General features: G+C 67.7%; 22 protein-coding genes. 17 read left to right on the forward strand and 5 right to left on the reverse strand.

Translation table 11 applies throughout. From position 1 onward, the window contains the following. Nucleotides 1-22 precede the first annotated feature (22 nt). From RIB45_RS09680 to RIB45_RS09690, 3 genes are all read right to left on the reverse strand, one after another. A complete protein-coding gene (locus RIB45_RS09680; RefSeq protein WP_350050057.1) occupies nt 23-523 on the reverse strand; it encodes a GNAT family N-acetyltransferase in 501 nt (166 codons plus the stop codon). A 194-nt stretch (nt 524-717) separates the two neighbouring features. Continuing rightward, the gene (locus RIB45_RS09685; protein ID WP_350050058.1) at nt 718-1557 is read right to left on the reverse strand and encodes a DUF3750 domain-containing protein; all 840 of its coding nucleotides are present in this window, start codon (nt 1555-1557) and stop codon (nt 718-720) included. Then, nucleotides 1554-2174: a hypothetical protein gene (locus RIB45_RS09690; protein WP_350050059.1), complete on the reverse strand. Its 621-nt coding sequence runs from the start codon at nt 2172-2174 to the stop codon at nt 1554-1556. Before RIB45_RS09690 ends, RIB45_RS09685 begins: the two co-directional genes overlap by 4 nt. Before the next feature lie 97 nt (nt 2175-2271). Here RIB45_RS09690 and RIB45_RS09695 point away from each other — a divergent pair, with 97 nt between their 5' ends. Genes RIB45_RS09695 through RIB45_RS09705 form a run of 3 tightly spaced genes read left to right on the forward strand, consistent with a single transcriptional unit; the run spans nt 2272 to nt 4729 of the window. Next, the gene (locus RIB45_RS09695) at nt 2272-3129 is read left to right on the forward strand and encodes a division plane positioning ATPase MipZ (RefSeq protein WP_350050060.1); all 858 of its coding nucleotides are present in this window, start codon (nt 2272-2274) and stop codon (nt 3127-3129) included. Between the two features lie 54 nt (nt 3130-3183). Continuing rightward, nucleotides 3184-3933, forward strand: a complete 750-nt coding sequence (locus RIB45_RS09700) for a vWA domain-containing protein (RefSeq protein ID WP_350050061.1) — start codon at nt 3184-3186, stop codon at nt 3931-3933. A 34-nt stretch (nt 3934-3967) separates the two neighbouring features. Continuing rightward, nucleotides 3968-4729 carry a DnaJ domain-containing protein gene (locus RIB45_RS09705; protein ID WP_350050062.1) on the forward strand — a complete coding sequence of 254 codons (762 nt, stop codon included), beginning with the start codon at nt 3968-3970 and terminating at the stop codon, nt 4727-4729. Between the two features lie 13 nt (nt 4730-4742). On the opposite strand, the gene RIB45_RS09710 is transcribed toward RIB45_RS09705, so the two are convergent. Further along, a complete protein-coding gene (locus RIB45_RS09710; protein WP_350050063.1) occupies nt 4743-4895 on the reverse strand; it encodes a hypothetical protein in 153 nt (50 codons plus the stop codon). A 314-nt stretch (nt 4896-5209) separates the two neighbouring features. Here RIB45_RS09710 and RIB45_RS09715 point away from each other — a divergent pair, with 314 nt between their 5' ends. From RIB45_RS09715 to pgmG, 3 genes are all read left to right on the forward strand, one after another. Continuing rightward, on the forward strand, nt 5210-6100 hold the full coding sequence (locus tag RIB45_RS09715; protein WP_350050064.1) for a UTP--glucose-1-phosphate uridylyltransferase: 891 nt from the start codon (nt 5210-5212) through the stop codon (nt 6098-6100). A 24-nt stretch (nt 6101-6124) separates the two neighbouring features. Continuing rightward, the gene (locus RIB45_RS09720) at nt 6125-7438 is read left to right on the forward strand and encodes a UDP-glucose dehydrogenase family protein (protein WP_350050065.1); all 1314 of its coding nucleotides are present in this window, start codon (nt 6125-6127) and stop codon (nt 7436-7438) included. A gap of 193 nt (nt 7439-7631) precedes the next feature. Further along, nucleotides 7632-9032 carry a phosphoglucomutase/phosphomannomutase PgmG gene (pgmG, locus tag RIB45_RS09725; RefSeq protein ID WP_350050066.1) on the forward strand — a complete coding sequence of 467 codons (1401 nt, stop codon included), beginning with the start codon at nt 7632-7634 and terminating at the stop codon, nt 9030-9032. Between the two features lie 18 nt (nt 9033-9050). Here the strand turns inward: pgmG and RIB45_RS09730 are convergent, their stop codons facing one another. Then, nucleotides 9051-9449, reverse strand: a complete 399-nt coding sequence (locus tag RIB45_RS09730; protein WP_350050067.1) for a hypothetical protein — start codon at nt 9447-9449, stop codon at nt 9051-9053. A 55-nt stretch (nt 9450-9504) separates the two neighbouring features. On the opposite strand from RIB45_RS09730, the gene RIB45_RS09735 reads away from it, so the two are divergent. From RIB45_RS09735 to RIB45_RS09785, 11 genes are all read left to right on the forward strand, one after another. Continuing rightward, nucleotides 9505-10212, forward strand: coding sequence for an HAD family hydrolase (locus tag RIB45_RS09735; protein WP_350050068.1), 708 nt, complete (start codon nt 9505-9507; stop codon nt 10210-10212). Nucleotides 10213-10467: 255 nt separating this feature from the next. After that, on the forward strand, nt 10468-11850 hold the full coding sequence (locus tag RIB45_RS09740; protein WP_350050069.1) for an aspartate aminotransferase family protein: 1383 nt from the start codon (nt 10468-10470) through the stop codon (nt 11848-11850). A gap of 31 nt (nt 11851-11881) precedes the next feature. Continuing rightward, nucleotides 11882-12904 (forward strand): agmatine deiminase family protein, encoded by a 1023-nt coding sequence (locus RIB45_RS09745; protein ID WP_350050070.1) that lies wholly within the window; start codon nt 11882-11884, stop codon nt 12902-12904. A 40-nt stretch (nt 12905-12944) separates the two neighbouring features. Next, nucleotides 12945-13823: an N-carbamoylputrescine amidase gene (gene aguB / locus RIB45_RS09750; protein WP_350050071.1), complete on the forward strand. Its 879-nt coding sequence runs from the start codon at nt 12945-12947 to the stop codon at nt 13821-13823. A gap of 188 nt (nt 13824-14011) precedes the next feature. Then, a complete protein-coding gene (locus RIB45_RS09755; RefSeq protein ID WP_350050072.1) occupies nt 14012-15127 on the forward strand; it encodes a polyamine ABC transporter substrate-binding protein in 1116 nt (371 codons plus the stop codon). Between the two features lie 116 nt (nt 15128-15243). Continuing rightward, a complete protein-coding gene (locus RIB45_RS09760) occupies nt 15244-16434 on the forward strand; it encodes an ABC transporter ATP-binding protein (protein WP_350050073.1) in 1191 nt (396 codons plus the stop codon). Continuing rightward, entirely contained in the window at nt 16431-17393 is a 963-nt protein-coding gene (locus tag RIB45_RS09765) for an ABC transporter permease subunit (protein WP_350050074.1), read from the forward strand. Before RIB45_RS09760 ends, RIB45_RS09765 begins: the two co-directional genes overlap by 4 nt. Continuing rightward, a complete protein-coding gene (locus RIB45_RS09770) occupies nt 17390-18211 on the forward strand; it encodes an ABC transporter permease subunit (RefSeq protein WP_350050075.1) in 822 nt (273 codons plus the stop codon). The genes RIB45_RS09765 and RIB45_RS09770 overlap by 4 nt, the downstream gene beginning before the upstream one ends. Nucleotides 18212-18232: 21 nt before the next feature. Next, nucleotides 18233-19564, forward strand: a complete 1332-nt coding sequence (locus RIB45_RS09775) for an NAD(P)/FAD-dependent oxidoreductase (protein ID WP_350050076.1) — start codon at nt 18233-18235, stop codon at nt 19562-19564. Nucleotides 19565-19768: 204 nt separating this feature from the next. Further along, nucleotides 19769-22459 carry a type VI secretion system ATPase TssH gene (gene tssH, locus RIB45_RS09780; protein WP_350050077.1) on the forward strand — a complete coding sequence of 897 codons (2691 nt, stop codon included), beginning with the start codon at nt 19769-19771 and terminating at the stop codon, nt 22457-22459. Between the two features lie 182 nt (nt 22460-22641). Further along, a complete protein-coding gene (locus RIB45_RS09785; protein ID WP_350050078.1) occupies nt 22642-24801 on the forward strand; it encodes a type VI secretion system Vgr family protein in 2160 nt (719 codons plus the stop codon). Nucleotides 24802-24811 lie beyond the last annotated feature (10 nt).

Here is a 24811-nt window from a genome sequence, read left to right on the forward strand (position 1 = left end):
GTCAGCCGTGCGCGTCGCGACCCTACGCCGCGACGGCCCAGCTTTCGCCGAGCGGCTTGCTGAGCCGCCCCCCGGACGGCGTTCCTATGGCGCGAAAACCCTGCGCCTCAAAGAAGCCGCGGGCCGCGGCCGCGTCGGTCGGAAGCTTGAGTTCAAGGCGCGTCGCCTCATGGGCGCGGGCCAAGGTCTCCGAGAGCCGCATCAGGCGACGGCCTAAGCCCATGCCGCGATATTCCGGATAGACAGCCAGTGCGACGATACGCCAACCCCGGGACGCCGCCTCCGGCCGGCTCAACAGCAAACCGGCCGGCATGGCGTCCAACGTCGCCAGATGCACCGCGCTTAGCGGAAGCGGCGCGTCGGCCCGCGCCATCGTGCGAGCCGCCGCCTGCAGCCCGCTCTCGTTCGCCGCCGCATCTTGCGCCCACAGGCGCTCGGCCCCTTCGCCGAGGGCGACCCGGACGAGTTCGGCCGCCTCGCACGCCTCATTACGGCGGGCGCGCCGAATTTCGATATCAATCATCTCTTGTTTCCCCATGAAGCGGACCGGAGGAGTCGATAAGCAAGACCGTCCCCCGTTACCGCGCGGACCGGCGGGAGATAGTCGAGACCGGCGCACAACGGGAGTGACGATCGTCACTCCCCTCCATTCGGATTCTGCATGGCAGGGTTTCGCGGGGAGGGGCTTCGGGGCGGACAGCCCAGGGGACTGACGGCCTAATCGCCGGCCTGCTCCGCTCGGCGGTTCGGGGCGGGGCCGACCCGCCCGACGCCGGGCAGTTTGAGATTCAAATCGTCGAAATCGAGCCCGACCGTCAGGCCGGCGACATTCACCTCCACCCCCTCGCGCAGCGCCGCCGTCACGCCGAGCAGGCCGAAGAGGGAGAACTGCACGCCCGTACCGCTGGTCGCCGCGCCCAGAACCTCCGCCCCGCGATAGTCTTTGCCGATCGCCGTCGGCGGCAGATCGAGCTCAAGCGCCGGGACTGCGCGCCCCACCCAGGCGGTGAAAGTGTTGCTGTTCGGCCCGGGCCATAGCGTGTAGTCACGCGTATAGGGGTAGGCCTCGATCGCCGCGCGGATCTTCGGTATCGCCGCCGCCGCCGCGTTCCCTTCCAGGTGCGCGACCAGTTGGGGCGCGCTGCCGAACCAACGGCGGTCCGGCGGGCCGGTGCGGCGCGACACGGCGGCGCCGCCGTACCGGGCGCGCCATCTGAGGACGTGCCAGTTCTCGTAGGAGGCCGCGCTTTCCTCCTTCAGCGAAATCCAGCTGTGCACGCCGAACGCCCCGCGCCAGCCGTAGGCGCGCGCGGCGTAGACCTGGACGATCGGCTGCGGATGGACCGCGGGATCGGGGGCGATTCCGACCGGATCGCGTGAGGCGGTGCGCCAGTCGGCGCCGGCGCTTTGCCCCATGGCGAGCATCGACATCGGCCCTGCCAGCAGCAGCGCCAGCAGCAGCAGCAGGCGAAGCGAATGCTTCTTGATATGATGCCTAACCCGGACCATCGCCTGATGGAGATAGGGCGCCGCGGTCGAAGAAGCCAGCGCGCTCACTCGTCCCGATCGACGAGCCTGACCGCCCGTATGACCGTTTCCGCCTGACCGGCGGTCAGACCGTCGCCGACGGGCGCGCAGTAATAGCCGGCGACCCGACGCATGACCTCGTTCGGATTGGGGCCTAGCCCCTGCTGGAAGAGCACGCACAGTTGCCCGCCCGCTTCGAACCGCCGATAGAACACCGGCCCGAGCGCGTTACGCGATTGAATCAACGCGGCGAAAGCGGCGTTCTTCAAATAAAGATCGGGCCAAAGCGTGATCGCCTCACGGACGTCGCCCGGATAACTGATTACGCGGCCGTTGGTTCGGCTCTGGATCAGGATTGAGGCGTGGACCCCTGTCGGATCCGCCGTGCGCCAGATCCGCCGGCGCTCAAAGACCGCGTCGTCCTCGTTGACGCGCGTCGAGAGCAGGCTCGAGGTCCCCTCCAGCGTCTCCAAATCGAACTGCATGACGGTCGGCGGCGGCGCGCGGGGATCGTCCTCATCGACCGTCTGGAACAGATGCTCGCCGGGCGAGAGGGCCTCGAGTCCGACCTGCTCGCATGCCGCGAGCGCAAAGGCGACGAGAAGCGCTAGAAACGGCGGGGCGGCGCGGCGCGGGCTCTTGTTCATGGGCCTTTCCTGACTATGCTGCGCCGCAGTTCGACGCGGCTGACGCGGTTGGGAGAATCGCGCAAAAGCGCCGAGGAATAAAGAGGGCGAGCCAGAGATGTCCACCGCCGACGAAGAGAGTCAGAGCCGAGCGCGCACGCGCGCCCATGTGATCGTCGTCGGCAATCAGAAGGGCGGCTCCGGCAAGTCGACCACAGTGATGCATCTGTGCGCGGCGCTAATGGCGGGCGGCGCGCGCGTCGCGTGTCTCGACCTCGACGCCGATCAGGGCACCCTCTCGCGCTACATCGCCAATCGGCGCGCCTATGCGCAGAAGAAGGGCCTGCAATTGCCGATCCCCGGCTTCGAAGCGCTGGAAGCCGCCAAGCACGATGCGCGGGCCGACGCCGACGCCGCCGATCGGGCGGCGGTGGCGGACGCGGTCGCCCGGCTCGGCGCGAGCGCTGACTTCCTGGTGATCGACACGCCCGGCGCGGACAGCAATCTGAGCCGCGTCGGCCATTCCTACGCCGACACGCTGATCACGCCGCTCAACGACAGCTTCGTCGATCTGGACGTGCTGGCCTCCATCGATCCGGAAACCTACGAGGTGAAGCACCCCAGCCGCTACGCCGAGATGGTCTTCCGCGTTAAGATGGAGAAGGCGAAGCGCGAGGGAACGAACCGCACCTTCGACTGGATCGTGATGCGCAACCGTTTGGGCCAGCTCGACAGCAAAAACCAGCGCGCGATGGAAATCGCGATGGAGCGGCTCGCCAAGCGGATCGGCTTCCGCACGGCGCGCGGCTTTTCCGAGCGCGTGATCTTTCGCGAGCTTTTCCTGAAGGGGCTGACGCTGCTCGACCTGCGCAATCCGGGCGCGGACGTGCGGATGAATATGTCCCATCTCGCCGCCCGACAGGAAGTGCGCGACCTGATGATCGAAATCGGCCTGACGCCGCCGGCGCCGGCGTGACGATTGATCCGGCTTACGGGTGACGCGGCCCCTGGATCGCCCCATATTACCGCCATGGCCAGAACGCCCGACAAACGCGACCGGACCCAGCCCCCCTCGACCACAGACGCCGAGGTCGAGACGTTCCTCGCGAACCTAGAGCGCGCGCCGAAACCCGCCCCCGGCGGCGGAGCGCGCGGGCGGCTGATTTTCGCTCTCGACGCGACGATGAGCCGGGAGCCGACCTGGGACCGCGCCTGCCAGATCCAGGGCGAAATGTTCGAGGCGACGCGCGCGATCGGCGGCCTGGACGTGCAGTTGGTCTTTTATCGCGGCTTCGGAGAGTGCAAAGCGGGCAAGTGGCAGCCCGACGCAAAGGGCCTCGCCCGGCAGATGACGTCCGTGCGCTGCATGGGCGGCCAGACCCAGATCGGCAAGATCCTGAACCACGCCGATAAGGAGGCGAAGCGCTCGCTTGCCGAGGGCCGCAAGGTCGGCGCCCTGGTTTTCGTCGGCGACGCCTTCGAGGAGAACATCGACGCCGTGTGCGCCAAGGCCGGCGAGTTGGGTCTGCGCGGCGTGCCCGCGTTCCTGTTCCAGGAAGGCCGCGACCCGATCGCCGAAAAGGCGTTTCGCGAGATCGCACGGCTGACCGGCGGCGCGTGGGCGCCGTTCGATCTCAACAGCTCAGACCAATTGAAGCGGTTGCTCTCGGCCGTCGCCGTCTACGCCGCGGGCGGCGTCGCGGCGCTGGAGGATTATACGAAGAAGGGCGGCGGCGGCGAAGCGCGCCTGCTGATCGACCGGCTGAGCGGCCGGCGATGAGCGGAGGCGCGCGTCAGAGGGCGAACGGCGGACCATGAGCTATTTCTTTCTCGGCGTCGGGGTGCTGATCCTGGCGCTCTACCTGTTCAACTGGTTCGCCAACGCCAAGCCGGGTCAGGTGCTGAATTCCGGCAAGTGGATCGTCGCCGGTCTGGGCGTGCTGCTCGCCGTCCTGCTGATCGCCACAGGGCGGTTCTCGCTGATCTGGGCGGCCCTTTTCGGCCTCATCCCGTGGATCAGCCGCATCAACATGCTGCGCAATCTCTGGAAGGCGGCGCAGGGACCCAGCCGGGGCAAGAGCTCCTCCGTCTCGACGCGCTTCTTTGAGATGACGCTCGACCATGACAGCGGCGCGATGGACGGACGAATCAAGGAGGGGCCGTTTGTCGGCCGGATGCTGAGCGAGTTGGACGCGGGCGAGCGCCTCGACCTCGCCCGCGAGGTGGCGCGCGAGGACGCGCAGTCGATGCGCATCCTGGAGGCGTATCTCGACCGCACGCACGGCCCGGACTGGCGCAAGGCCTTCGGCGGCGACGACGGCGACCGCAGCGGCTCCTATGAAGGGGGCTTCGGCGACGCCGGCGCGGGATCGGGCCGCGGCGGCTCAGGCGGCGGCCAAGGCGCGATGACGGACGACGAAGCGTGGCGGGTGCTGGGCCTTTCGCCGGGGGCGAGCGCCCAGGATGTCAAGGACGCGCATCGGCGCCTGATGAAGGTGGTGCACCCGGACGTCGGGGGCTCCGACTACATGGCCAGCAAAGTCAATGAGGCGAAGCGCGTGCTGTTGGGCAAGTGACCCGCGCGAAGATTCAAATCTCTTTGACGGACTCGGCCGGTTGGACGCGCTCGGCCTCGACCGCCGCGGCGTGATCCGACATTTCGGCCATGCCGAAGGCGAGGCCGGAGGCGACGAGCAGGACGGAACTGATCCATCCGACGGCTATGGTGCGAGCGTTCAACATGTGCGATCTCTCCTTTACCCCGCGCCTTATAGGAGCCGCACTGACGACAGGACGGCCCGGGTCGAGACGCTGGGACTGACGAAGCGACCCATTAATTCGGTATCCGAAATAATAACCGTTCGGACCGAACTGCGCAAGGGTCCGTGCGTCGCCCGATGTGAAGATTTCATGGCGCCGGCGCCTAAACGCCCCGTCGGTCGGCCTGGTCGGCGGCGGGCCGCTTGCCGGGCTGCGGGGGCTGTGGCAGAACCGCGCACGGTGGCGCAGGCGCTCCCCCTCGCCTCGCCCCTCCAACCGAGCGAGCGATTCCGACGATGCCCAACGCCCCGATCCGCACCGCGGTCTTCCCCGTCGCCGGCTACGGCACGCGCTTCCTGCCCGCCACCAAGGCGATGGCGAAGGAGATGCTGACAGTCGTCGACAAGCCGTTGATCCAATACGGGCTGGAAGAGGCGATGGCGGCGGGAATCACCCGCTTTGTGCTGGTCACCGGGCGGGGCAAGCAGGCGATCGAGGACCATTTCGATCTGGCTTACGAACTGCAGGCGACGCTGAAGGCGCGCGGCAAGGAGGCCGCCGTCGCCGAAATCACGGACTATCTGCCGCCGCCCGGTGCGATCCATTACGTCCGCCAGCGCGAGGCGCTGGGTCTCGGTCATGCGGTTTGGTGCGCGCGCGAGCTGGCCGGCGAGGCGCCCTTCGCCGTCGTGTCGCCGGACGATCTGGTGTTGAGCCGCACGGCGTGTCTGAAGCAGCTGGTCGACGCCTATGAGACGTTGGGCGGGAATCTCACCGCCGTTATGGACGTGCCCCGCGCCGACACCGCGCGCTACGGCGTGTTGGCGACGCCGGACCCGGACTCTCGCACGCCGCGGGTGGACGGGCTGGTGGAGAAGCCCGCGCCCGAGGCCGCGCCGTCGACCTTGTCGATCATCGGGCGTTACATTCTGCAGCCGGAGATCTTCGAGGAGCTCGGTCGTCACGAGCGCAGCGTCGGCGGCGAAATCCAGTTGACCGACGCGATGGCCGCGCTGATCGGCCGGCAGCCGTTCCACGGGCTGCGCTTCGAGGGGGAGCGCTTCGATTGCGGCACGAAGGACGGCTGGCTTGCCGCCAACATCGCCTACGCGTTGGCCGACCCGGCGCGCCGCGCAGCGGCGGCGGCGACGGTGCGTCGCTTCGCCGCCGAGCTGGACCGCGACTGAGAGACTTTACGGGGGACGAAGGGCATGAGGATCGCCACCATCGGCGCGGGATATGTGGGTCTCGTCACCGGCGCTTGCTTTGCGGATATGGGCTGGGACGTCACGTGCATCGACATCAATCCCCAGAAGATCGCCGCCTTGGAAGAGGGCCGCATCCCAATCTACGAGCCGGGGCTGGAGGAGGTAGTCCGTCGGAACGCCGACGCCAAGCGCCTGCATTTCACGACCGAAGTCAGCGAGGGCGTTCCCGGCCGCGACGCCGTCTTCATCGCCGTCGGAACCCCGCCGCGACCGGAGGACGGCCACGCGGACATGAAGTACGTCCACGCGGCCGCGGAGGCGATCGCCGCCGCCATGACCGGGTTTACGGTGGTGGTCAACAAATCGACCGTCCCCGTGGGCACCGCCCGTGAGGTGGCCGGGATCATCGGCCGCACGCGCGAGCCGGACGAATTCGAGGTGATCTCAAATCCGGAATTCCTGCGCGAGGGGGCGGCGTTGGAGGACTTCACGCGCCCCGACCGCGTCGTGGTCGGCGCGCGCTCCGAGCGCGCGGCCGACGTGATGCGCCAGCTCTACAAGCCGCTCACCGATCAGGGGCACGCCATGCTGGTGACCGATCCGGAATCGGCGGAGCTGATCAAGTACGCCGCCAACGCTTTCCTGGCGACCAAGATCACCTTCATCAACGAGATCGCGGATCTGTGCGAGAAAGCAGGCGCCGACGTCGACCAGGTCGCTCAGGGCATCGGTCTCGACACCCGCATCGGACCGCGCTTCCTGAAACCGGGGCCGGGCTACGGCGGCAGCTGCTTCCCGAAGGACACGTTGGAGTTCGTCACCACCGCGCGCGGCTACGGCGCCCCCAGCCGGATCGTCGAGGCCGTGGTGGAAGCGAACGACCGCCGCAAGGAGGCGATGGTCGAGCGCATCGAGACGGCGCTGGGCGGCGATCTGACCGACAAGCGCGTCGCCGTGTTGGGCGTCACCTTCAAGGCGGAAACCGACGACATGCGCGAGAGCCCGGCGCTCACCGTCGTCCCGGAACTGCAAAGGCGCGGCGCGCGCGTCGTCGCCTTCGATCCCCAGGGAATGGCCAACGCGGCCGAGCTGATGCCGGGCGTGGACTGGGCGGAGGACGCCTATGGCGCGCTCCGCGGCGCGGACGCCGTCGCAATCCTGACAGAATGGCGTCTCTTCGCCACGCTCGATCTGGTGCGCATCCGCAGCGCCCTTAAATCTCCGATAGTCGTCGATATGAGGAACCTGTACGATCCCAGAATCATGGAGGCGGCGGGCTTTCGATATATCAGCGTCGGTCGGCGGTCGGTCGGCTGACGGCCGGCGAAGGGGGCCGGCGAAGGGGGCCGGCGACGGGGCCGGCGAAGGGACCGGCGGGTTGTCCGGCCGGGTTCGGGCGGATGCGCGGTGCATGCGGCGTCGCCGTCGCATGGCGGCGGTAGTGGGGAGCGGCGCGCCGCCTGACCGGAGCGACGGTTAGGACGACGGGCCGACAGGAGGGTCAAGAGCGATGGCGGTGCGCGGACACAGGTTCGATCCGACGATTCTGCGCGAATATGACATCCGCGGCGTGGTCGGGCGGACGCTGACGCCGTCGGACGCGCTGGCGCTCGGCCGCACGCTGGGGACGATCGCGGCCGCAGGCAGCGGGCGCGTGGCCGTCGTCGGCTTCGACGGCCGGATGAGCTCCACCGTGCTGGAGGAGGAGTTGTGCCGCGGGATCGCGTCCTGCGGGCTGTTCGTGCTGCGCATCGGGCTGGTGCCGACGCCGTGCCTCTACTTCACCGCAAAGATGCTGAACGCCGAATTGGGCGTGATGATCACCGGCTCGCACAACCCGCCGGAATACAACGGCTTCAAGATGGTCGTGGGCGGCAAGCCCTTCTTCGGCGACGACATCAAGCGCCTGCGCGATCTGGCCGGACGCGGCGTCTGGGCGCGCGCCGAGGGCGGCGTCGTGGAGGTCGACGCGATGTCGGCCTATGTCGCGCGGCTGCTGGTCGACTATCACTCGAAGCGCGCGCTGCGCGTCGGCTGGGACGCGGGCAACGGCGCCGCCGGCCCGGCGCTGCTGCGCCTCGCCCGCCGGCTCAGAGGCGAGCATCTGCTGCTGAACGAGACGGTCGACGGCTCGTTCCCCAATCATCATCCCGATCCGACGGTGGCCGAAAATCTGGAACAGTTGCGCCAACTCGTGATCGACGAGAAGCTTGACCTCGGCATCGCCTTCGACGGCGACGGCGACCGCATCGGCGTGATCGACGACGAGGGCGAGATCATCTGGGGCGATCAGCTGCTGGCGATCCTCGCCGGAGAGGTGCTGAAGCGCCATCCGGGCGCGCCGGTGCTGGCGGACGTGAAGGCGAGCCAGGTGCTGTTCGACGAAATCGAGCGTCTCGGCGGCAAACCGATCATGTGCCCGACCGGCCATTCGATCATCAAAAGCATGATGGCGGTCCATAACGCGCCGCTCGCCGGCGAGATGAGCGGCCATATCTTTCTGGGCGACCGCTATTACGGCTACGACGATGCGCTCTACGCGGCCGTGCGCCTGATCAACCACTTGGCTGAAAGCCAGCACAAGCTCTCCGACCTGCGCAAGGCGCTCCCCCAGGTGGTCAATACGCCCGAAGTGCGCATCGACGTGCCGGAAGAGCGCAAGTTCGACATCGTCCAGGAGGTGAAGACCCGCCTCGCCGCCACCGACGCGAACGTCAACGACATCGACGGCGTGCGGGTCAAGGTGGCGGAGGGCTGGTGGCTCCTGCGCGCCTCCAACACGCAGAACGCGCTCGTCGTGCGCTGCGAATCGCACGACCAGGCGGGGCTCAAGGCGCTCAAGAAGATGGTCTCGGACCAGCTCTCGAAGTCCGGCGTCGACGGCGGCTCGGTGAAGGGGCTGGCGGCCTGAGGCGCCGACCAGGCCGGCTCACGCCAGCGGCGCGCGCTCGCCGAGGAGATAGCGGATCGTATCGACCAGATCGAAGCCGAGCGAGACGACGAGCGTCGCCAGGCACGCCCAGATGAGCCAGCGCGCCGGCGTCGGCGGCGGCGCCTCGCTGCGCAGGCCGCGCCACAGGATGACGACCAGCGGCGTCCAGAACACCAGATGCCCCAGTCCGAGCAGCCGCACGAAGCCGAGCTCCAGAAAGATCCAGTAGGTGAGCGCGCTGGTCAGCGCCGTCAGGATCACGATCGCGGCGCCCAGCTTGCGCGCGCCCGGCTGGATCAGCGCGACGAGCGCGGCGGCGAACACGATCGCCGTGATCCAGTAGCTCCAGATCTGGACCCAGTCGGGCTGTTGGGCCAGGGCTTCGTTGAAACTCATCGGGGGACGCGCTCCTCGTCTTTTCGCCGATAGGGCCTTGGGCTAAGGACATAGGATGACTGTCGATCTGACAAGCGTCGACGCGGTGCTGTTCGACAAGGACGGCACGCTGCTCGACTATCACGCCACCTGGATGCCGGCGAACCGGGCGGTCGCGCACGCGCTGTCGGCGGGCGACGAGGGTCTGGCCGCGCGGCTTCTGGCCCGCGGCGGCTACGATCCTGAAAGCGGGCGCGTGCGCGCCGGCTCGCCGCTGGCCGCCGGCGATCTGCAGGACATCGTCGACGCGTGGGCGACCCTGCTGCCTGCAAGGTTGACGCAGGACCCGGACGCGCTCGCCGCGCGGATCGACGCGCTCTTCATCCGGCATTGCGTCCCCACGCCGGTCACGGCGCTGGACGCGCTGTTCGACGCGCTCAAGGCCCGCGGCCTGAAGCTCGGCGTCGCGACGGCGGACAGCGAGGCCGGCGCGCGCGCCAGCCTCGGCCCCTTCGGCCTTTTGGAGCGGCTCGACTTCCTCGCCGGCTACGATTCAGGTCACGGCTCGAAGCCCGGCCCGGGCCAGGCGCTCGCGTTTTGCGACGCGGCCGGCGTCGCGCCTGAGCGTCTGATGGTGATCGGCGACAACCGCCACGACGTCGACATGGCCCGCGCGGCCCGCGCGCGCTATGCGATCGGCGTGCTGACGGGCACGACGGCGGCGTCGGAGCTGGCGGCGATCGCCGACGCGGTGTTCGAGGATGTCGGGTTTCTCACAGTTTAACGTACGGGATGTCATCCCGGGCGGTCGTTAGGCCGACCCGGGATCTGGCGAGAGGAGCAGGATCGTCGAGATCCCGGCTCTCCGCTGCGCTTCGGCCGGGATGGCAGCCCAATTCTAACCCCGCGCAGCCGCCCCGGACGGTTCGCGCCGCGGCCGAGAACGACCGGCTAATTTGTGATCACATTTGCAAATGTGATCACATTTGATACAGTGCGGACCCTGCGGGATGGACGCGTCACATAAGGATAAGGCCCCATGAGCGAAATGATCCGGAATTACGACGTCGAAGCGCTGGTGAAGAGCGACACGGCGCATCACCTGCACCCCTTCACGGATCACAAGGGGCTGCACGGCGAAGGCGGCAGCCGGATCATCACGCGGGCCGAAGGCGTCTATCTGATCGACGGGCACGGCGAGCGCATCCTGGACGGCATGGCCGGCCTGTGGTGCGTCAATGTCGGCTACGGCCGCCAGGAGCTGGCCGAGGCGGCCTATCGCCAGATGCTGGAGCTGCCCTACTACAACACCTTCTTCAAGACGGCGCATCCGCCTTCGATCGAGTTGGCGGAAAAGGTGGCTTCGAAGCTCCCGGCTGATTTCAATCGCGTGTTCTTCGCCAATTCGGGCTCGGAGGCGAACGACACCAACCTGCGGCTCGTCCACCATTATTGGCAGTCGGTCGGCAAGCCCGAGAAGGTCAACATCATCAGCCGCGAGAACGCCTATCACGGCTCCACCGTCGCCGGCGCGTCGCTGGGCGGCATGAAGCCGATGCACAAGCAGGGGGGCAAGCTGATCCCCTCGATCCATCACGTCATGCAGCCCTATTGGTTCAAGCTGGGCGGCGATATGGATCCGGCCGAGTTCGGCCTGCACGCGGCCAAACAGGTCGAGGAGAAGATCCTGGAGCTGGGCCCCGAAACCGTCGGCGCCTTCATCGGCGAGCCGATCCAGGGCGCGGGCGGCGTGATCATCCCGCCCGAGACCTACTGGCCGGAGATCCAGCGCATCTGCAAGCAGTACGACATTCTGCTGATCTGCGATGAGGTGATCTGCGGCTTCGGACGCACCGGAACCTGGTTCGGCCTGGAGAATTTCGGCATTGAGCCGGATCTCATCACGATGGCGAAGGGATTGAGCTCCGGCTATCTGCCGATCGCCGCGTCCGGCGTCTCGGACCGGGTCGCCGACGCGGTCATGGAAAACGGCGGGGAGTTCTATCACGGCTACACCTATTCGGGTCATCCGGCGTCCTGCGCCGTGGCGCTCGCCAACATCGAGATCATCGAACGCGAGCGTCTGGTCGAAAAGGTGGCCGACGAGACCGGCCCCTACCTGGCCGAGGCGATCAAGCGTTTCGACGATCATCCGCTGGTGGGCGAGACCCGCACGCGCGGCCTGATCGGCGCGATCGAGCTGGTTAAGGACAAGAAGACCCGCGCGCGCTTCGAGCCGGACGGCAAGGCCGGCACCGTGTGCCGGGACGAATTCTTCAAGCGCAACGCGGTCATGCGGGCCTGCGGGGACACGATGGTGCTCTCCCCGCCGCTCATCATCTCCAAGCAGGAGATCGATGCGCTGTTCGACATCGCGGAAGAATCGTTGGACGCCGCGGCTGCGAAATTGGGCGTGATGTAGGGCCGGACCGACGGCTCGGGGGGCGAGAGGGATGACGACGCGCTATCCAAGCGAGGACGGTTTCACGATGCCGCCCGAATGGGCGCCGCACGCCGCGACCTACATGGCCTGGCCGTGCAGCGAGGAAGCGTTCCGCGACCGCTTGGAGCAAGCGCGCGACGCCTACGCCCAGGTCGCCCAGGCGATCGCGGATTTCGAGCCGCTGATCATGATCGCCGACCCGGCCCACGCGGCCGACGCCGCCGCCCGCTGCGGGCCGTCGGTGCAGGTGATCGAGGCGCCGCTGGACGACAGCTGGGCGCGTGACATCGGCGCGACCTTCGTCACCGCCGCCGACGGCCGGCTCGCCGGGATCGATTGGAGGTTCAACGCGTGGGGCGAGGCGTTCTCGAGCTGGGAGAAAGACGCCGACATCGCGCGGGTGATGATCGAGCGCGAACGCGCCGCGCGCTACCCTATCGACGTCTACATGGAGGGCGGCGGCCTGCACACCGACGGGCGGGGCACGCTGCTCACCACCGACACGGTGATGCTGAACCCCAACCGCAACCCCGGTCTGAGTCAGCCCGAGGCCGACGAGATCCTGACCCGCGCGCTGGGCGGCGCCCAGGTGATCTGGTTGGACGGCGCGGCGCTGGAATATGACAGCACGGACGGGCACGTCGACAATCTGGCCTGCTTCGTGCGCGAGGGGGTGATCGCCGCCCTGGTCGCGCAGGATCCCAGCGATCCGCAGTACGAGCGCTTGGCCGAGAACGCCAAGCGGCTGCGCGCCGCCAAGGACGCGGCCGGCAAACCCTTTGAGGTGGTGGAGATCGCCCATCCGGAGAAGCGGGTCGAGCACGATCTCCGCCTGCCGATGTCCTACATCAACTATTACATCGCCAACGGCGCGGTGATCGCGCCGGCCTTCGACGACCCAGCCGACGGCCCGGCGATGGAGAAATTGGCGCGCCTTTATCCGGACAGAAAGCTGGTGCAGGTTCCGGGCCTGGAAATCGTACGCGGGGGCGGCTGCGTCCATTGCATCACGCAACAGGTTCCCAAAATCTAGGGGTCGCGATCGCGCGCATGCCGCCGGGAGGAATTTGTCCATGAGCACCATCACCCTCGCCGCCACGCAGATGGCCTGCGACTGGAATACGGGGGCGAACCTCGATCGCGCCGAAGCGCTGGTGCGCGAGGCCGCCGCCAACGGCGCGCAGGTGATCCTGCTGCAGGAGCTGTTCGAGACCCCTTACTTCTGCCCCGATCAGAAGCAGGAGCTGTTCCGCTGGGCGCGCCCCTTCAAGGACAATCCCGTGATCGCCCGCTTCGCCGATCTGGCGAAAGAGTTGGGCGTGGCGCTGCCGGTCAGCTTCTTCGAGCGCGCCAACAACGCGCACTATAACTCCATCGCCATGGTGGACGCGGACGGGACGGTGATGGGGCTCTATCGCAAGAGCCACATCCCGCAAGGACCCGGCTACGAGGAGAAGTTCTACTTCAATCCCGGCGACACCGGCTTCAAGGTCTGGGACACCCGCTTCGGGCGCATCGGCGTGGGGATCTGCTGGGACCAATGGTATCCGGAATGCGCGCGCGCCATGGCGCTGCAAGGGGCGGACGTGTTGCTGTACCCGACCGCGATCGGCAGCGAGCCGCAGGCGCCCGAGATCGACAGCATGCCGCATTGGCGGCGCACGATGCAGGGCCACGCGGCGGCGAACATGGTCGCGCTGGTCGCAAGCAACCGCATCGGCGTTGAGCAGGCCGACGCGGCCGCAATGACGTTCTACGGCTCCTCCTTCATCGCCGACCACACCGGCGCCCTGATCGCCGACGGCGGCAAGACCGAGCAGGAGGTTCTGACCGCGACGGTCGATCTGGAGGAGATGCGTCTCGCCCGGGCCAGCTGGGGCTTTTTCCGGGACCGGCGGCCCGACCTCTACGGCTCCGTGATGACGCTGGACGGGGAGAGGCGGAACGCCTGACGCAGAATGACCCGCCGCGCCCCGCCAGTTGACGCGGCGGCGCATTCGCGGTGATGCTCATCCCCGGGAAAACGGGGGATGCGACGCGCCTTCCGGTCGATGCGAGGCCGGGGCGCCACACTGAACGCCGACGGCCGGGCCTTCCGAAACGAGCCCGCCCGGCGAACCCTTAGGAGGTAGACAGGGATATGGTTACGGGAGCACGCAAGACGGCGATGTTGAAGGCCGCCGCCGCGGTCGCGGCGAGCCTCGGCCTCGGCGCGGCCGGCGCTATGGCGCAGGACAATGTGGTCAACGTCTATAACTGGTCCGACTACATCGCCGAAGACACGATCGCGAACTTCGAGGCCGAGACCGGCATCACGGTGCGCTACGACGTCTTTGATTCGAACGAGGTGCTCGAGGCCAAGATGCTCGCCGGCAACTCGGGCTACGACGTGGTCGTGCCGACCTCGACGTTCCTGGCGCGGCAGATCCAGGCCGGCGTCTTCATGGAGCTGGACAAGTCGAAGCTGCCCAACTGGGAAAATCTCGACGAGACGCTGCTCGGGCGGGTCGAGGAGATGGACCCGGGCAACGCCCACGGCGTGCCGTACATGTGGGGCACCACCGGCTTCGCCTATAACAAGAAGATGATCGAAGAGCGCATGCCCGACGCGCCGGTCGACAGCTGGGACATGATGATGGACCCGGAAGTCGTCTCCAAGTTCGCGGACTGCGGCGTCACCTTCCTCGACGCGCCGACCGAGGTGATCCCGGCGGCCCTGAACTACATCGGCGCGGACCCGACCAAGCAGGACGCCGACAAGCTTGAGGAGGCGATGGCGCACATGCAGAAGGTGCGCCCATCGATCAAGTACTTCCATTCCTCGCAGAACATCAACGATCTGGCCAACGGCGACATCTGCATCGCCATGGGCTGGTCGGGCGACATGTTCATCGCCCAGGCCCGCGCGGCCGAGGCGGGTCAGGGCGTCGACATCGAGTACGTCATCCCGAAGGAAGGCGCGTTGCTGTGGACGGACATGATGGCGGTGCCGAAGGACGCCCCCAACCCGGACAACGCCCACACCTTCCTGAACTACATCATGAAGCCGCAGGTCGCGGCGGCGATCTCGAACTACGTCTACTACGCCAACGCCAACGAGGCGTCGATGGAGTATGTCGACGACGCGGTGAAGAACGATCCTGCGATCTATCCGGATAAGGAGACGATGCAGAATCTCTATTCGGTGCAGCCGTGGAACCCGCGCTTCCAACGCGAGGCGACGCGGGCCTGGACCAAGCTGAAGACCGGCCAGTGATCGGCCTCGGTTCGGCCTGACGGGCCGGCCGTGAACGCGCCCGCGATCGCCCCGTCCGGGATCTCCGACGGGTCGGTTGCGGGCGCTTCTTCTCCATTGCGCGGGATCGAAGCCTCATGAACGACAAAGCGGGCGCCGCCGCCGGCGCCGAGGGGAGCGACACCGCCGCCGGCGCGCCGCGAAAGGCGTCGGGCTGGTCGGTTCCGGGGGGCGATCCCTACATCTCCATCCGCAACGTCACCAAGCGTTTCGGCGACTTCGTCGCGGTCGACGACGTCAGCCTCGACATCTACCGCACGGAGCTGTTCTCGCTTCTCGGCGCATCGGGTTGCGGCAAGACGACCTTGTTGCGCATGCTGGCCGGTCTCGAGCAGCCGAGCGAGGGCCAGATCCTGATCGACGGTCAGGACATGGTGGGCGTGCCGCCCTACGAGCGGCCGGTCAATATGATGTTCCAATCCTACGCCCTCTTCCCGCACATGACGGTGGCGCAGAACATCGCCTTCGGCCTGAAGCAGGAGGGGATGTCGAAGGCCGAGATCGGCCCGCGGGTGGATGAGATGCTGCGCCTCGTGCAGCTCGACCGCTTCGCCAAACGCAAGCCGCATCAGCTCTCCGGCGGCCAGCGTCAGCGCGTCGCGCTCGCCCGCGCGCTCGCGAAACGCCCGAAGCTTCTGCTGCTGGACGAACCGCTCGCCGCGCTCGACAAGAAGCTGCGAGAAAGCACGCAATTCGAACTGATGAACATCCAGGAGGAGCTGGGCGTCACCTTCATCGTCGTCACCCACGATCAGGAGGAGGCGATGACGCTGTCGACCCGGGTCGCGGTTATGAATGAGGGCGTGATCCAGCAGATCGGCACGCCGTCGGAGGTCTATGAGTATCCCACGACGCGCTACGTCGCCGATTTCATCGGCTCGGTGAACCTGTTCGAAGGGCGCGTCTCCGAAGCGGGCGTGCAGGACGGCGCGTTGACGGTGGGCGATACGGATGCGGGCGTCGACCTCCATCTGGATTATGACGGTCGGGAGCTCTCCGCCGGCCAGTCCGTCGCCGTGGCCATCCGGCCGGAGAAGATCGCAATCTCCAAGGAGAAGCCGGACCAGGACCGCAATCTGCTGCGCGGGATCGTCGACGAGATCGCCTATCAAGGCGCGCTGTCGATTTATCAGGTGCGGCTTTCGGACGGCAAGATCGTGCGCGTGACCTCCCCCAACCTGACCCGCACCGCCGAACGACCGATCGATTGGGAAGAGGAGGTGTGGCTCAGCTGGGGACCCAAAGCCGGCGTGGTGCTGACCTCATGAGCCAGGCGAGCGATCCGCTGCAGACCGTGCGACCGGCGCCCGGCGCCGGCCGGCTCGCGCGGCTCAGGGCGCGGCTGTTGAACCCGCGCACGGTGATCCTGCTGCCGCCCTACGTCTGGCTGCTGCTGTTTTTCCTGGCGCCGTTCGCGATCGTGCTCAAGCTCAGCATCTCGGAGGCGGCGATCGCCATGCCGCCCTATCTGCCGATCTTCGAATGGGCGGAGGGGCTGATCCCGAAATTCACGGGCACGCTTTACAACTTCACCTTCCTGTTCACCGACGACCTCTACATCGTCGCCTATCTGAACTCGATCAAGATCGCGGCGATCTCCACCTTCGTCTGCCTGCTGATCGGCTATCCGATGGCCTACGGCATCGCGCGCGCGCCGGGGGCGTGGCGCAACGCGCTTTTGATGCTGGTGATTCTGCCGTTCTGGACCTCCTTCCTGATCCGGGTCTACGCCTGGATCGGCATCCTCAAGAACAACGGCATTCTCAACAATCTGCTGATCAGCCTCGGGATCATCGACCAGCCGATCCAGATGCTGCACAACGATTTCTCAGTCTATGTCGGAATCGTCTACTCCTACCTACCTTTCATGATCCTGCCGCTTTACGCCAATTTGGCGAAGATGGACGAAAGCCTGCTGGAGGCGGCCGCGGATCTGGGCTGCCGGCCCTGGAAGGCGTTCTGGTCGGTGACGTTGCCGTTGTCGCTGCCGGGGATCGTCGCCGGCTCGATGCTGGTCTTCATTCCGGCGGTCGGCGAGTTCGTCATCCCTGAACTGCTGGGCGGACCGGACACGTTGATGATCGGACGCATCCTGTGGAACGAGTTCTTCCATAACCGCGACTGGCCGGTCGCCTCGGCGGTGGCGATCGCGATGCTGATCTTCCTGGTGATCCCGATCGTGATCTTCCAGCATTATCAGAACAAGGACGCGGAGGCCCAGAAATGAAGAAGGGCCTGCACCCGTTTACGCTGAGCATGCTGCTGTTCGGCTTCGCTTTCCTCTATGCGCCGATCGTCATCCTGATCATCTTCTCCTTCAACGAGGGCAAGCTGGTCTCCGTCTGGGCGGGTTTCTCGCCGAAATGGTACGGCGAGCTGCTGCGCGACCCGCAGATCCTGTCGGCCGCCTGGATGAGCCTCAAGATCGCCTCCGTGAACGCGACCTTCGCGACCGTCCTGGGGCTGTTCGGCGCCTATGCGCTCCACCGCTTCGGATCCTTCAAGGGCCGCACGGTCTTCACCGGCATGCTGACGGCGCCCCTGGTCATGCCGGACGTCATCACCGGCCTGGCGACGCTGCTGCTCTTCGTGTGGCTGTCCTGGCAGCGCGGCATGTCGACCATCACCATCGCGCACATCACCTTCTCGATGGCCTTCGTGGCGGTGCTGGTGCGCGCGCGGCTCGCCTCCCTCGACCAGTCGCTGGAGGAGGCGGCGATGGATCTCGGCGCGCGCCCGGCCAAGACCTTCCTGCTGATCACCGTGCCGATGCTGGCGCCGGCGCTGGTCGCCGCCTGGCTGCTGGCCTTCACGCTCTCGCTCGACGATCTGGTGATCGCGAGTTTCGTGGCCGGGCCGGGATCGACCACCCTGCCGATGGTGGTCTTCTCCAAGGTGCGCCTCGGCGTCAGTCCGGAGATCAACGCGCTCGGCACGCTCATCGTGCTGCTGGTGACGCTTTGCATCGTCATCGCCGCCCTGATCTTCCAACGACAGGAGGCGCAGCGGATGCAGGACGTCCAGATGGCCGATCGCGCCGATTGACGCCAGGAGTCCGTCCTTTTCATGAGCTCGCCCCCCGTTGAAGCCGTCGCCTCCGACGAGGCCGCGCCGGACGCCGCGGACGTCGTGGTGGTCGGCGCCGGGATCGTCGGCGCCGCCGCCGCCCTCTGTCTCGCCGAAAAAGGCCTTTCGGTCGCGCTGGTCGAAAAGGGCGTCGTCGGCGGCGAGCAGTCGTCGCGCAATTGGGGCTGGTGCCGCCAGCAGGGTCGCGACCGGCGGGAGATCCCGCTGATCAAGCGCAGCCTTGCCGAATGGGACGGGCTGGCGGAACGCACGGGCCGCGATCTCGGCTTCCGCCGCGCCGGCGTCGTCTGGGTCACCGACGAGCCGGATCAGATGGCGGTGTGGGAGCGCTGGGCCGACGCGGCGCGCGACCATCAGATCGACACCCGCCTCCTCTCCAAGGCCGATCTCGCCAAACGCTTTCCCGACGCGAAGGCCGACTGGATCGGCGGCGTGGAGACTCCGAGCGACGGCCGGGCGGAGCCCGCGCGCGCCGCGCCTGCGATCGCGAAGGCGCTGCGCGCCAAGGGCGGGTCGGTGCTGACCGGCTGCGCCGTGCGGGGGCTCGAGACCGAGGCCGGCGCGGTCTCCGCCGCCGTGACCGAGAAGGGCCGGATCAGGACCCGCCTCGTCCTGCTGGCCGGCGGCGCCTGGTCGAACCTTTTCCTGAAGCGCCTCGGCCTCGAGATGCCGCAGCTCTGCGTCAAAGCCTCCGTTCTGCGCACCGACCCCGCGCCGGTCGTGACCGATGGCGGCTTGGGCGCGCCCGACTTCTCGCTGCGCCGGCGCGAGGACGGCGGCTACAGCCTCGCCTGGGGCGGGGCGACGACCTTCGAGCTGACGCCGGACGCCTTCCGGTACATGCGCCGGTTCTGGCCGGCCTTCATGGCGGAGCGCGCCGCGATCAAGATCCGCTTCGGCCGCGCCTTCTTCGAGGCGCTGCGGACGACGGCCGATTGGCCGCTGGACGGGGAAAGCCCGTTCGAGGCGACGCGCATCCTGGACCCGGAGCCGGACGAGGGCGTCCTCGACCACGCGCTCGATGCGCTGAAGCGCACCTTCCCCGCGCTGGCCGATCTCAAAGCGTCCCAGCGCTGGGCCGGCATGATCGACGTGACGCCCGACGCGGTCCCGGCCATCGGACCGGTCGACGCCCTGCCGGGCCTTTTCGTCGCCACCGGCTTTTCCGGCCACGGCTTCGGCATCGGCCCGGGCGCGGGCCGCCTCGCCGCCGACCTGATCGCCGGCGACGCGCCGATCGTCGATCCCGAGCCGTTTCGCTTCTCGCGTTTTTCGGACGGGACGAAACTGAGCCTCGACGCCGGGATGTGAGGAGACCGCCCGCGCCGCCAGCGCGGCACGGCTGTTGGCCCGGAACAAGTCCGGGCCGACGGGAATTGCGGAGGCCCGCCCGAGAGACGCCGCGCCGGGCTTGGTCCCGGGCAACGACAGAGCGCGCCGAGGCCGTTCCTTGCGCGCGGGCGCGAATCGCGTCCGAGTCATGCTTGGGAAAAAGCGCGAAAAGGCGGCGGGCCCATGCAGCTCGACATGAAGACGCTGGTCGGCAAGCTTAACCCGACGGCCAAGCGGGCGTTGGAGCAGGCGGCGCAGCTCTGCGTTCAGCGCACCCATTTCCATGTCGAGCCGGCCCATCTGCTGCTCACGCTCCTGGAGCAGCCGGAGAGCGATTTGTCCGTCGGGCTCGTCGCTCATGGGATCGAAACCGCGGCGCTGACCGCCGATCTTCAGGCCGCGATCGACCAGCTGCACAGCGGCAACACCCGCACCCCCGCGCTCAGCGCCGAGATCGGCGATCTGTTGCAGGCGGCCTGGGTCTACAGCTCGACCGCGCTGGATCAGAACGCCACCCGCTCGGCCGCGCTGTTTCAGGCGGCGCTGGAGACGCCGGGGATCGCGGACCCGCTGCGCGCCGCCTGCCCGGCGCTGGCGGCCCTCGACGCAGAGGCGTTGCGCCAGGCTTGGCCCGACATCGTCGCCCGCTCGCCCGAGCGGATGCCGAGCGCGCAGGAAGCCGCCAAGGCGGATCTCGCCGCCGGCCGCGCAGCGCGCCGCGAGGCCAAGCAAGCGCGCCAGACGGCCGCCGACGCCTCCGGCGAGGCCGCGGCCGGCGAGGAGAGCGCCGGCGCCCCGGACCCGCTGGAGACGCTGGACCTCTACACGGTCTCGCTGACCGATCAGGCGCTGGTCGGCGCGATCGACCCGATCGTCGGGCGGGACGCGGAGATCCGCCAGGTGATCGACATCCTGATGCGCCGGCGCCAAAACAACCCGATCCTGACCGGCGAGGCGGGCGTGGGGAAGACCGCCGTCGTCGAAGGCTTCGCCCAGCGCATCGCCGACGGCGACGTGCCGGCGCCCTTGCAGGACGTGGACGTGCGGCTCCTCGACCTCGCGCTGCTGCAGGCCGGCGCCTCGATGAAGGGGGAGTTCGAGGAGCGCCTGAAAGGCGTCGTCGAGGCGGTGAAGGCGAGCGCCCGGCCGATCGTCCTCTTCGTCGACGAGGCGCACACGCTGATCGGCGCCGGCGGCGCGGCCGGCCAGGGCGACGCCGCCAATCTGCTGAAACCCGCGCTGGCCAGAGGCGAGCTGCGCACCATCGCCGCCACCACCTGGGCCGAATACAAGCGCTATATCGAAAAGGACCCGGCGCTCGCCCGGCGTTTCCAGGTGGTGAAGGTGGACGAGCCGGATCAGGCGCGGGCGGTCGCGATGGTGCGCGGGCTGGCCAAGCGCCTGGCGGCCCATCACGGCGTGCGCATTCTGGACGAGGCGATCTCGGAGGCGGTCTCCCTCTCGCAACGCTACATCGCGGGCCGTCAGCTGCCGGACAAGGCGATCGCGGTGCTGGACACGGCTTGCGCGCGCGTCGCGGTGGCGCAGGCAGCCGAACCGCCGGCGCTGGAGGCCGCGCGCCGGCGGGTCGAGCGGCTCGCCACCGAAATCGAGATTCTGACCGACGAACGGGTGCTGGAGGAAGACCACAAGGAGCGCCTCGCCGCGCTGGCGGCCGATCGCGCCGCCGCGGAGACGGAGCGCGACGATCTCGCCGCGCGCTGGGAGGAGGAGCGCGCGCTGGTCGAGGAGATGCGCGCGCTCTTGGCCGATCGGCTGGACGAGAGCGAGCCGCCCGGCCCCGCCTTCGCCGCGCTGGAGGAGAAGCTGACCGCCCTGCAGGGCGAGACGCCGATGGTGCCGCCGCGCGTCGACGGCCGCTTGGCGGCCGAGGTGATCGCCGGCTGGACCGGCATTCCGGTCGGGCGGATGATGCGCGACGAAATCCAGGGCGTGCTGGATCTGGAGGCGCGCCTCGCCGCGCGGATCGTCGGCCAGGATCACGCGCTGGCCGCCGTCGCCAAGCGCATCCGAACCTACCGCGCCGGCCTGGACGATCCTATGAAGCCGGTCGGCGTGTTCCTGTTCGTTGGGCCGTCCGGGGTCGGCAAGACGGAGACGGCGCTGGGTTTGGCGGAATTGCTGTTCGGCGGCGAGCAGCACCTGATCACCGTCAACATGTCGGAGTTTCAGGAGGCGCACACCGTCTCCGCCCTCAAAGGCGCGCCGCCGGGCTATGTCGGATACGGCCAAGGCGGCGTGCTGACCGAGGCCGTGCGGCGCAACCCCTATTCCGTCATCCTGCTGGACGAAGTGGAGAAGGCCCATCCGGACGTGATGGAGCTGTTCTTCCAGGTCTTCGACAAGGGGATGATGGAGGACGGCGAAGGCGTGGAGGTGGATTTTCGGAACACGGTCCTGATCCTGACCTCCAATCTCGGCGACCGGATCATCATGGACGCCGCCTTCTCGGGCGAGGAGATCACGGTGGAGGCCCTGGCCGAAAAGGTCCGCCCGGCGCTGCTGGAGCGCTTCAAGCCGGCCTTCCTCGGCCGCCTCGTCACCGTTCCCTATCTGCCGCTGGGCGAAGAGCAGATCCGCGGCGTGGTCGACCTGAAGCTCGCCCGCATCGCGGATCGATTCCGCGAGAACAACGGCGCCGAACTGATCCTCGACCCCGCGATCGCCGAGACGGTCGCCGCCCGCTCGACCGAGGTGGAAAGCGGCGCGCGCGCGATCGACGCGATTCTGACCCACAATCTGCTGCCCGTCGTCTCCGACGCGGTCTTGCGCGCAATGGCGGACGGGACGCCCTTCACGGCCGCGCGCGTGACGCTCGAGGCCGGCGGCGGGTTTTCGGCGGGGGTGGAATGACGGGCGACGCTGCAATGCGCTCAATAGCCTCTCCCCTTCATGGGGGGAGATTGGCGGGGGTGCGATTTCCGAGCCGGAAATCGACCCGGCGCGGCGCGTCGGGCATTCTCATAGCGCCTGGCGGCGCCCACCCTCTCTCCGCCCCTCTCCCATCAAGGGAGAGGGAGTGTTGAGGCCGCCCGATGTCTGACGATCTCGGCTTCACGCAGGACAATCGCGTCCTCTCGGCGACGACGCCGCTGGGAAAGGACGTCCTGTTGCTGAAGAGCGTGCGCGGGACGGAGGCGGTCTCGCGGCTGTTCCGATTCGAGCTGGAGCTCGCCTCCGAGGACGCCGAGATCGATTTCTCCAAGATCGTCGGCGAGAGCGTCACCGCGAAGATCGAGATCGGCGACGGGACGACGAGCCGCTACATCAACGGCCTCGTCACCGACTTCTCCCAGCATGACAGCGACCCGCGGCTTTGGACCTATCGCGCCGTGCTTCAGCCGACCTTCTGGCTGGGCACGCGCACGCGCGACTGCCGCATCTTCCAGGATCAGAGCGTCACCGACATCCTGGAGACCGTGCTGGGCGAGATCGGCGTCAGCGACTATGCGCTGGAGACCACCGGATCCTATGCCGCCCGAGAGTACTGCGTGCAGTACAACGAAAGCGCCTTCGATTTCCTCTGCCGGCTGATGGAGGAGGAGGGGATCTTCTATTTCTTCCGGCACGATGAGGGCAAACACACCCTGGTCCTGGCCGACGATTCCGACGTCCACACCCCCTGCCCCGGAGCGGATCAGATCACCTATCGCCCCTCCCAGGCGGGGGACCGGCAGGATGAGGATTCGGTCTTCCAGCTGGCCTACACCGAGCGGGTCGCGACCGACCATTTCGCCGCGCGCGACTACAATTTCGAGCAACCCTCCACCGACCTGACGACGAAGGCCGAAGGCGGCCAGGGCGCGTCCGACATGGAGGTCTACGAGTATCCCGGCGGCTACACCGCGAAGGACGCGGGCGCGGCGCTCGCCGATCTGCGCCTGCAGGCCTTCGAGACGCCGACCAAGGAGCTCTCCGGCCGCTCGACCTGCAAGGGGTTGATTGCGGGCTATACGACCACGCTCGACTGGCACGAGCGCCCGGCGTTGAACGCGGACTACATGATCCGCGAGCTCACCTTGCGCGCCGACGCCGATCGCTACGAAAACGGTTTCGCCGCCCAGCCCAAGACCCATCCCTTCCGGCCCGCCCGCACGACGCCGCGCCCGCGCATTCACGGCGGCCAGACGGCGCTGGTCGTCGGCAAGGCGGGCGAGGAAATCTGGACCGACAAATACGGCCGCATCAAGCTGCAGTTCCACTGGGACCGCGAGGGCAAGAAGGACGAGAAGACCAGCTGCTTCGTGCGCGTCGCCCAGGGCTGGGCGGGCAAAGGTTGGGGCGGTTGGTTCCTGCCGCGCATCGGCATGGAGGTGGTGGTCAGCTTCCTGGAGGGCGACCCCGACCGGCCCCTGGTGACGGGCTGCGTCTACAACGGCGAAAACGCGCTCGCCTACACGCTGCCCGACGATCAGACCAAGAGCTGGATCAAGACCAACAGCTCCAAGGGCGGCGGCGGCTCGAACGAGTTGCGCTTCGAGGACAAGAAGGAGTCGGAGGAGATCTATCTCCACGCCCAGAAGGATTGGAACAGCGTCGTCGAGAACGAACGCACCACCACCGTCAAGGAAAGCGACGACACGCTGACGATCGAGAAGGGGAACCGCACGCTCGAGGTGCAGAAGGGCGACGAGAGCCACAGCGTCAAGGGCGACCGCACCCTGAAGGTGGACGGCGCCCAGGACCACAAGACCGGCGACGGCTTCACTCACAAGGTCACGGGCGACTACACGCTGAAGGTCTCGGGCGACCTAGTGATCAACGCGACCGGCAACGTCACCATCAAGGCCGGCAAGAAGATGACGCTGCAGTCGGGCGCGGACATGCTGGCCAAATCGGGCAAGAACCTGACCGCGCAGTCGGCTATGGACTGGACCCAGAAGGCGGGCAAGAACCTCGCGATCAGTTCGGGCATGAACACCACCAACAAGGCCGGCATGAATATGACCAACAAGGCCGGCATGAACCTGAAGACCGAGGCGGGCATGAACCTGACCGAAAAGGCGGGCATGACCTACAAGGCCGAGGGCGGCATGACCTACCAGACCAAGGGCGGCATGCAGATGAAGCAGGAAGGCGGCATGATGGCCAAGCTGAAGGGCGGCATGCAGGGCGTCTTCGAAGGCGGCATGATGGGGCAATTGAAGGGCGGCGTGATGGCGGCCCTCAAAGGCGCCATCAACAAGCTGGGCTGACGGAGGCGCG

It is taken from the genome of Marivibrio sp. (assembly GCF_040218065.1).
Taxonomy (GTDB): Bacteria; Pseudomonadota; Alphaproteobacteria; order UBA8366; family Aestuariispiraceae; genus Marivibrio.